This window comes from Paenibacillus albiflavus (genome assembly GCF_004344915.1).
GTDB lineage: Bacteria > Bacillota > Bacilli > Paenibacillales > NBRC-103111 > Paenibacillus_AM > Paenibacillus_AM albiflavus.
In genome coordinates, this window is sequence record NZ_SKFG01000008.1 from 202,466 (window position 1) to 212,506 (window position 10,041).

Annotated in this window: 7 protein-coding genes; 1 reads left to right on the forward strand and 6 read right to left on the reverse strand. The window is 41.5% G+C overall.

All coding sequences use genetic code 11. The features are described 5' to 3' along the window. Positions 1 to 37: 37 nt before the first annotated feature. A complete protein-coding gene (gene lysA / locus E0485_RS10245) occupies positions 38 to 1,285 on the reverse strand; it encodes a diaminopimelate decarboxylase (RefSeq protein WP_132417930.1) in 1,248 nt (415 codons plus the stop codon). Positions 1,286 to 1,413: 128 nt separating this feature from the next. Here lysA and E0485_RS10250 point away from each other — a divergent pair, with 128 nt between their 5' ends. Beyond that, positions 1,414 to 2,202 (forward strand): helix-turn-helix domain-containing protein, encoded by a 789-nt coding sequence (locus tag E0485_RS10250; protein ID WP_132417931.1) that lies wholly within the window; start codon positions 1,414 to 1,416, stop codon positions 2,200 to 2,202. A 62-nt stretch (positions 2,203 to 2,264) separates the two neighbouring features. Here E0485_RS10250 and E0485_RS10255 read toward each other — a convergent pair whose 3' ends face one another. The 5 genes from E0485_RS10255 to E0485_RS10275 form a co-directional block, all read right to left on the reverse strand. Next, positions 2,265 to 3,386, reverse strand: a complete 1,122-nt coding sequence (locus E0485_RS10255; protein ID WP_132417932.1) for a Ger(x)C family spore germination protein — start codon at positions 3,384 to 3,386, stop codon at positions 2,265 to 2,267. Beyond that, the gene (locus tag E0485_RS10260) at positions 3,373 to 4,488 is read right to left on the reverse strand and encodes a GerAB/ArcD/ProY family transporter (protein ID WP_165921142.1); all 1,116 of its coding nucleotides are present in this window, start codon (positions 4,486 to 4,488) and stop codon (positions 3,373 to 3,375) included. Before E0485_RS10260 ends, E0485_RS10255 begins: the two co-directional genes overlap by 14 nt. Beyond that, positions 4,469 to 5,977, reverse strand: a complete 1,509-nt coding sequence (locus E0485_RS10265; RefSeq protein WP_132417934.1) for a spore germination protein — start codon at positions 5,975 to 5,977, stop codon at positions 4,469 to 4,471. Before E0485_RS10265 ends, E0485_RS10260 begins: the two co-directional genes overlap by 20 nt. Before the next feature lie 121 nt (positions 5,978 to 6,098). Next, positions 6,099 to 6,995: a GNAT family N-acetyltransferase gene (locus E0485_RS10270; protein WP_132417935.1), complete on the reverse strand. Its 897-nt coding sequence runs from the start codon at positions 6,993 to 6,995 to the stop codon at positions 6,099 to 6,101. A gap of 142 nt (positions 6,996 to 7,137) precedes the next feature. Next, positions 7,138 to 10,041: bacterial Ig-like domain-containing protein (locus tag E0485_RS10275; protein WP_207910957.1), on the reverse strand; the 2,904-nt coding region annotated here is incomplete at its 5' end.

A 10,041-nucleotide genomic window follows, 5' to 3' on the forward strand; every position in this document is an offset into this window, starting at 1 on the left:
AACTTGAGTTTCAATGAGGTTTAGGTATTTTGTGGAATTATTCGTAATTACGGAGTAAATCTTCTAATGTATCCCTTCTCCGAATGAGCTCAGGACTACCATCCGTACGAATAAGAACCTCTGCTGGACGTAAGCGATTGTTATAGTTAGAGCTCATAGCGAATCCATATGCTCCTGTATCTAGAATACCGCAGATGTCCCCTTCCTCTATAATAGGCACTTCGCGATCCTTGGCAATAATATCACCGCTCTCGCAAATATTGCCCGTGATTGTTGCCAGTTCAAGCTGATACCCGTCTAGTCGTGACCCATTGCGATAAAATTCAAGGTCATGCCACGAATCATACATCACAGGTCTAGCTAAGACATTGAATCCCACATCGGTTCCAACAAATTTAGTTGTTCCATTATGCTTTATCGCGTTGACTTTACCCAGTAATACACTCGATTCAGCTACAATATAACGGCCTGGCTCCGTATGAAATGCAATATCTTGACCATACTGAGCAGTCCAATCTTGTACAATTGCCGATAATTCGCTGCCCAGAGCTTCAAGATCAAGGCGTTGCTCTCCGCTGTGCTTGCGATAAGGAATTCCGAATCCGCCGCCAAAGTCCACAAACTCCAAGTTCTCAAACTGCTCCGCGACGCTAAGCAAAGCTTGTGCTCCTGCAATATACCCGTCTGGCTCCATGAACAAAGAACCAAGATGCTGATTCAATCCAACAATCCGAAGCTTATATTGCTCAGCGATCTGCTTAATCTCAGGAATTAGATCGGCATTAACGCCAAACTTGGTCTTCTTCCCAGCTGTAATCACCTTCTCATGATGACCTACACCTGCTCCCGCATTGATCCGAACTGCTACCCGCCCACCTGGGTTCAAGCGTCCGTACATTTGAAGCTGCGATAAGGAATCGACACTAACCAGAATTCCTGCATCGATTACATATTGCATCTCTTCTTCTGATGCATTATTCGCTACAAAGAATATCTCTTCAGGATGATAACCGCTTTGAAGCATAATAAAAATTTCCCCTGGCGACATGGCATCTGTATGCAGCCCTTCGCTACGGATAATTTTCAATAATTCTTTATTGGAATTGGCTTTAGCTGAATATTGTACTTTAAAATTCGGGCAGCTAACGAGGTTACGCATCTCCTTACATCGTTCACGCAGAACCGCCTCATTATACACATACAACGGACTGCCATACTTCTGTACAAGCTCCTCAGGTGTTGTATTTCCATAAAATCCGGTACTAATCAAATCATATTGTGACATGCTATGGCACTCCTTTCCCACGTGAATCCGATTATTCCACTTGTAATAGAATAAATATATCGATAAGATCTAGCTATGAGAATGGATTAATTGGCCAAAAATTTGCACTAATGTACAGGAGAGTTACTATGATCTCTATACCAGAGACTTCTTTTATAGCGACGAATTTCTTTTCCAAAATTAAATGCGAACCCGAATGGAAATGGCCACGTCGGGAGCAACCGTTAGAGAACTATGACCTGTTCTACGTCTGGGATGGTCATGGCGAGGTGACGGTTAATCATACCTCGTTTGCCGTAGAGAAAGGCAGCTGCTTTCTATTCCGCCCTGGTGATCATACAAGTGCTACGCATGACAGGCAAAATCCATTAACGATTACTTATATTCATTTTAATATAGACCAGAAGCCTGATCTGATCCCAGCTATCTATCGCAAGCTTGCTGAGCCGACCACTATTGAAACCTTACTTGTTCGATATGTTCATTTGCGACTGTCGCCCCAATTCGGCAGTAATGAAGAGGCCGCTTTAGTCCTCAAACAAATTATGATCAATTTACTACGTAATGACAGATTTGAACAGGGGTATCAGCCTAAGAAAAGTGAGCGCTTGCAAGATCGCATTCTCGAAATTGCAAATCTAATCAAAGAGCATCCTGCGACCTGGTATTCCATTGCAGAGCTTGCGAGCAGAGCGCAATTGTCCAAGCGTTACTTTGCAACGAAGTTCAAATCCTATATGGGTATGAGCGTACAGGAATATGAAATTCAATCACGTATTGAGCGTGCCGAATTCCTTCTGCATTACTGTGGAATGACGGTATCGGAAGTCGCACATGCACTCGGTTATAAGGATGTATATTTTTTCAGCAGACAATTTAAAAAACACTATGGTAAAAGTCCGTCATCTATTAAATAATGCGGATTGCAGTGGGCCTACCAACGTAATTCACCAATAGGCGGTGATTAAGCACAAGCTGCTTAATAATTAAGTCCCGACTGAATGGTCTCGATTACTACTTCCGTATGAAATTTAACTTTACTATAGTAATTTTTTTGATCAAGCTTGCTCCAAATCTTCGGGTAATACGCAATCAGCTGTCTTCCGATCCCGAATGCATCGCAGTTTGCTTCATGCAGCTTATCTACGACTTTGTTCGTTAGATCAACGAAGTAAGCTGCAAATTTTTCTTTCAACATAGGGATATCTCCAATGACATTATCTTTGGGATACTCCGTGACAAGAGTTTTATATCTCAGATCAAAATAAACATGAATGTTCCCTTGATCATCTGGCTTGACCTTCATCTTTTTCGATAAATGCTTGACTTTAAAAGTAACATTCCGATTAATTTTGTGTTCATCATTGTTTAAGTTGCCAATCGTAAACCTATTTTCCTCGGAAACACCATTCTTCATAATTTGCAGATGTGTGGACTCAAGTGGCGGCAGCACAATTCCTGAGAATTGGCGCATATCAAAAAGCGCTATCCCCTCTATATTAGCCGCATCGCTACCATCAACAATCTGGAGATACGGAAGAATAATATCTTCACCAGGATCAAACATCGTTGATCTAATTGTATGGATATTCTGGATAGGAATGATGGAATTGCCTTGCGAGCTCTCCAATAAATTCAAAATGTAGCGGCTAATATTCGGTTCACTCTGATTTTTAATTTGTAGACTGTCGGATGCATTGCCTTTCACAACAATCAGTTCAGCCTCCAGCGAATATCGTGAATTTCGATAGAACATATCCAAATAAGGAAAAATATCTTGTCGAGCAAAATTCTCACCCAGCAATAATAATTTTACTTTGGATGTATCCACTGTGCCCGCAATCTTCCGACCAAGCGCCATTCGAGCTTCACCAGGTGTATCAGAAGTAACGAAGATTGTCCTATTCTGACCACCCAATTGTACATCATCCATATGCCCAAGGATAGGTACGGTTGCACCGACATATAACTTACTATTCTTCAGCAAATCATAGCTAAAAACTTGAATAATTGAAGAATTCTTCATTAAATGCTGATCCCAGCAACCTGTTAGCAGAACAATCATACTTATGAGCAAACCAATAACTCTAACTCGCTTCATGACTTATCTGCCCCTTCTGTTTCTGCTTCTTCCATACAATTGCAGCAAGTAACAAGATAACAGGAATCAGAAATTGAAAAATATAATGAGAAAGATTGAAGTAAGGACTAAAGGTGTCAAAGTAATCTTCTCGACTTAACACTAATGCCAGTAAAAATATAAAAATACACACATAAGGTAAAGCAGCACGATGACTTTTACCCTGGAACATACTTGCAAATCCATTACATGCTATGTAAATAGTGGTCATGAGCGAGGTAGCCACATTGATGACCCATATTGAAAGAAAAAACAAATCCATTCGTTCAAACACATTAAAGGAAAATGCCTTGATCATGTAAACGATCGATTCAGGGATATGATTCATATCCTCTGCGCTGACAAAATACATAAGGCTCAAGACAACCAAATAGGTATAATAGGCAACGGTAAAGAGATGTGCAATGGAAACCGCTTTGAGCTTCTGCTTATTCGTCCCCTGTACAAAAGGATATATGAAGAATAGAAGATTAAAACCCATCATAGAGAAGATCGCTTCTTGAGAGCCATTCAGAATTTGGATGGGACTACTCGCGCCAACCGGCAATAAATAAATAAATTTAGCGTCTTTAAGTGAATATGAAACAAGTACGATTAGAACGACAATAAGCGGCAGCACAAGCACAAAAAACCTAATCATGCTCTTGAGAGAATCCTTAGCAATATAAGCACTCGCTAACAATAGTAGCAATAAAATAATCCAATTTGGCGTTCTTTCTAATATCCATCTGTTAATAATTAGACCGTATTGTGCCAGAATAAAGCCACCTTTGACCATTAAATAAACGGCATAACAAAGAACGAGTATTCTCCCGATAAACTTACCCATGATTTCCATAAATATCTCAAACAAAGTTAAGTTCGGATATCTAATCGCAAGCAGCCACATTAGTAAGATAATACCCTCTGTAATTATTCCTGCAACCAAGGTTGAGATCCAACTGTCATTCTCAGCGTGAAGGGCAATGTTATGTGGCAGTGTAAGCACACCTACCCCAATCTGTGTCTGAATAATAGCCAAAATCATTTGCCTTATGGTGATTTTATCGTTTGTTGCGTACATAGTATTTCCATCCTTTGGCCCAAGTTTGCTGAAGCACTCGATTTGGTCTGGCATCAAGAGGTCTAGTGTTAAGCTTCCAAATCGGCAAACGTATAATCGTATCCTTCAAATCGTGAGGCCTGAATGGGGCAAATGGTGATAAATATGGCGTACCGAATGGCTCCAGTTTGCATAAATGTCCTAATACGACAATGGCGACAAGCACAATCCCGATGAATCCGAAGGTAGCCGCTAACAGCATAAAAGGAAACCTTAATAGACGTATCGTTTCGCTCATCCCATGAGTCGGAATGGCATAGCCTGCAATGGCTGTAACTGACACAACAATAATCATCGTATTCGAAATTAAGCCTGCTCGTACAATGGCATCACCTATAACTAAACCTCCAACAATACCAACAGTTTGACCAACCCTAGTAGGTAGACGCAGACCAGCCTCTCGAATAAGTTCTATCGTGATTTCCATAATTAACGCTTCAATTAATGGTGGAAAAGGAACTTTAGTAATCGATTTTTGGATCGTAATGACGAGTTCATCTGGCAATACCTCCAAATGGTATCCAACTACGGCAATATAGAATGCTGGCAATAAGGTCCCGACAAATAAGCTTAGAAAGCGAAGCATCCGAATAAAAGAGCCTACCATCCAACGGCTATTGTAATCATCAGTCGATTGCATGAAAGCAACGAAGGAGACGGGTACAATTAAGCAGGAGGAAAAGCCATCGAGAATAATGACTACTCTACCTTCATTCATATTCGCAATCGCACGATCAACCCGCTCAGTTTTAAGAATTTGGGGGAAGGGGGACCATGAATAATCTTCAATCAGCTCTTCCAGCTGCCCTATGCCATTAACCTGATCCATAAGAACGCCACCCAATCGAATCTTCACTTCATTCACGACATCAGGATTCGCTATGCTCCCCATATATGTGATGGCCAGCTCCGTTTTGACAGTAGTACCGATACTCATAAAATTCACCATCAAATCTGTGCTTCTCGTTGCTTGCCGAATTAAGCTAATATTCGTTCGTAGATTCTCGATAAAACCTTCGTGTGAACCTAGAATAGATTTCTCATCCGTTGGTTCTCCGACTGCACGCTTGTTATCTATATCAATATTAATGGTGATCAGCTCATGGCTGCCCTCCAAACCAATGATACAAGAACCTTTAAGAATCCCTTCTTCAGCCAGAGTGATATCCTTTACCAAGGGATAGTTTGTAAAATCCCCGTATTGCTGCTGCAATCGTCCTAATTGATCAGGCACAATCTCCAAATCATCACGCAGCAAAAACCTCTCATAAATGATCTTATATAGCTTATCTTTATCGATTAACGTTTCCATATAAGCAACAAAGCCGGGAATTTGATTGCATTTTACATCTTTGATAATAAAATCATCCATGCTTCCAAATCTGAGTTCAAGCTCTGCTTTATATTCAGCACAAGTCATTTCGGTATGGATCTGGTCTTCGTAATTCACGTTGTAGTCTCATCCTCCCCCAAGACAATAAACCCGCATATTCCTGTTATCTCATTTTCTGTCAAGAGTTGGATTAATATGCATCAAACAATCTCATCACAAAGAAACGGACACCACCTATTCAAGATGATATCCGTTCTAGCTCAATCCGATAGGACGCTAAATCATGCTTCAATACAAATCCAGCCTTCAAGTAAACATGAACTGCCTGTACATTATCAGAAGCTACACAGAGCGTCGTTTCTTCAATCCGTTTCTCTATAAATAAATAATCCAGCGCCCTCTTTATAAGGTCAGCACCAATCCCTTGTTTGCGATATTCAGGTGAAACGGCAATGAACTCGATTGTACCTTCTTGGAATTCAGGATCAGATATGACATAGCAATAGCCTTGCAACTTACGATCAGAAGTCACAGCAATGTAAACTCTGTTATCTGAATCAAGACGAGCTATAATTTCTTGCCCAGCATAATAGGTATTCGGGAAAGCAGCATCATGAAGCGTTATAAACGATGAATAGAGTTCTGGTATAAGTTCGAAATAATCGTTATTCGTTAACCGACTAGTCGAAGCACTTCGATGTGCACATAGCACGATATGATTTCCTTTGTTAATACCATTAACCTTCTCCATGAGTTGTTTCGCGTAACGATGCTTCACATTATAGAATCCAAATAACGTATCCACATGATGTTTGATTGTCTTAACTCCCGTATTCCATAATGGAATCGCAATCGTGAGCCAATCCTGCTCATCCTTGATGAAGGGCCCCCACACTTCCGCTTGCCTCTTCTCAATATCTACATCGAATCCAATAACTCCTAATATTTCGTTATTGCGATAAGCAACAAATACAGAGTCATTCAGAGCTAATTCACTAAATTCATTCATAAGCGTCTCTTCAATCTCTTCTTCTTGTTCACCGCAAAAGCCTACATGATGGTGAGCTTGTTGATTAAGCGCACTTATAAAGCTAGCTACTTCACGGATATTCGTCATCTTCCCAATTGTGATCACTTGTCTATTTCCCCTCTACTATTTCTGACCCTAATATACCAGATACATCAAATTTACGTCATTCAAGATATTCGTTTAACAGAATAAAAAACGACTTATCGCATTTGATAAGCCGTTCTTTTGAGATAGGTTTACTATTGTATTACTTTGTCTGAACCCATTCTTCTTTACGATCCTTCTTGACATATGTGTGCTCTAGTGACGCTTCCTGAATGTTGCTGTATGCCCAGTGTTGCTCGGACACGTCGTTCCATTTGCTTGGTGCGCCCGTTAGTGGCCCTCGACCAAGAAGCATATTGATCAACGCCACTGCTTCTGCACGAGAGAGTGTCTGATTCGGTCGGAACGTACCATCTTGGTAACCGCTCAGCTTACCCACTGAGCTCACTTGCATGATAGCTGACTCTGCCCAATGTCCGGCGATGTCGGGAAAACTCACTTTGTTACCTTGCTCGCTGCTTGTGCCGAGAAGCCGAACTGCTACGCTCGCCATTTCACCGCGCGTAATCGTTTCTTCTGGACGGAATCGTCCGTCTGGGTCTCCGCTCATAATACCCATTCGTGTTGCCTTGTCGATTGCATCACTTGCCCAGTGAGAGCTATCTACGTCGTTGTATTTTGTTACCTTAGACTGTTTATCCGATTTGTCGAACACGCGAGTCAACATCGCTGCCATCTCTGCACGCGTTATCGGCTTCTCTGGTCCAAACGTGCCATCCAAATATCCGTAAATATACGGCTTATGTTGCTTATTCAGCCCTTCAAGATCAATGATCGTGAATGTACTGAACTTGTTGATCGTAATCTGTATTCCGAGTTTTCCGCTCTTATCATACGGAACGATCTCGCCTTGAACTACTTCTTTCTCACCATCACTATGCTCAATGAACACGCCGAGATCTGCTAGTTGATCTTCTGTCACGTCTTCAGGCAATGGCAACACTAGTGTTACTGGGCGGCTTTGCATATTCGTCTCGATCGTCATCGGACGGCCGAGCACTGTGATCGTCGCACTGCCCGCGAATTCGCGCACGACTTCTTCTGTTTTGGCGCGTTGCTCTACCGCTTTGCGTTCGTTCTCCTGCTTAATCGGCACAAGACGGAAATACATGTCATCCGCCAGTCCTCTCATAGAGTCTGCCGGTATGATGATGCGTCCATTCGGTGTCATAATCTCCAGATCTATGCCCTTGTCAGCGAGCTTCGCAAATGATGCCTTCGGCAACTTCACGTTCAACTCCGAAACTTCATCCTTCGCGTCGGGAATGACGATCTTTGCAGATTTCGAGCCTGCCGCTAACAACTGCTCAATCGTCTTATCCGCTTGCGCTGGCGTATACGTCACTTCATCTTTCTTACGTCCATTCGCATCTGTTGTACGCTTGATCGTAGCTTTGGATACAACGTCACCACTATTCGCCCCGTTCTCGACGTCTATGGTGATGATTTCTTCCTTCGGTCCTGCGGTTCCACTACTTGTGCTACCACCGTTCGTGCTTCCACCACTGCCTGTACCACTACCGTCACCACTACCCGTTTTCTTATCAACGGTCACTTCAAAGGTAGTAGTCTTTCCATCAATTGTGACTGTGAGAGTCTGTTTTCCAAGTTTTGTTTTATCCAAGCCCGTGATATCAGTAAGGGTTACATTCATAATCGCTGTTGTGTCATCATCATAAGTTCCTGTAACTACAAGCCCTGTAGGGTCAAGGCTTTCACCAACATTGTAAATTATTTTTGTTGGTGGGGTTGTAACTTTGATGCTTACAAGTTTCTTCTCAACAGTCACCTCGAAGGTTGTGCTTTTTCCATCAATTGTGACTGTGAGAGTCTGTTTTCCAAGTTTTGTTTTATCAAAGCCCGTGATATCAGTAAGGGTTACATTCATAATCGCTGTTGTGTCATCATCATAAGTTCCTGTAACTACAAGCCCTGTAGGGTCAAGGCTTTCACCAACATTGTAAATTATTTTTGTTGGTGGGGTTGTAACTTTGATGCTTACAAGTTTCTTCTCAACAGTCACCTCGAAGGTTGTGCTTTTTCCATCAATTGTGACTGTGAGAGTCTGTTTTCCAAGTTTTGTTTTATCAAAGCCCGTGATATCAGTAAGGGTTACATTCATAATCGCTGTTGTGTCATCATCATAAGTTCCTGTAACTACAAGCCCTGTAGGGTCAAGGCTTTCACCAACATTGTAAATTATTTTTGTTGGTGGGGTTGTAACTTTGATGCTTACAAGTTTCTTCTCAACAGTCACCTCGAAGGTTGTGCTTTTTCCATCAATTGTGACTGTGAGAGTCTGTTTTCCAAGTTTTGTTTTATCAAAGCCCGTGATATCAGTAAGGGTTACATTCATAATCGCTGTTGTGTCATCATCATAAGTTCCTGTAACTACAAGCCCTGTAGGGTCAAGGCTTTCACCAACATTGTAAATTATTTTTGTTGGTGGGGTTGTAACTTTGATGCTTACAAGTTTCTTCTCAACAGTCACCTCGAAGGTTGTGCTTTTTCCATCAATTGTGACTGTGAGAGTCTGTTTTCCAAGTTTTGTTTTATCAAAGCCCGTGATATCAGTAAGGGTTACATTCATAATCGCTGTTGTGTCATCATCATAAGTTCCTGTAACTACAAGCCCTGTAGGGTCAAGGCTTTCACCAACATTGTAAATTATTTTTGTTGGTGGGGTTGTAACTTTGATGCTTACAAGTTTCTTCTCAACAGTCACCTCGAAGGTTGTGCTTTTTCCATCAATTGTGACTGTGAGAGTCTGTTTTCCAAGTTTTGTTTTATCAAAGCCCGTGATATCAGTAAGGGTTACATTCATAATCGCTGTTGTGTCATCATCATAAGTTCCTGTAACTACAAGCCCTGTAGGGTCAAGGCTTTCACCAACATTGTAAATTATTTTTGTTGGTGGGGTTGTAACTTTGATGCTTACAAGTTTCTTCTCAACAGTCACCTCGAAGGTTGTGCTTTTTCCATCAATTGTGACTGTGAGAGTCTGTTTTCCAAGTTTTGTTTTATCAAAGCCCGTGATATCAGTAAG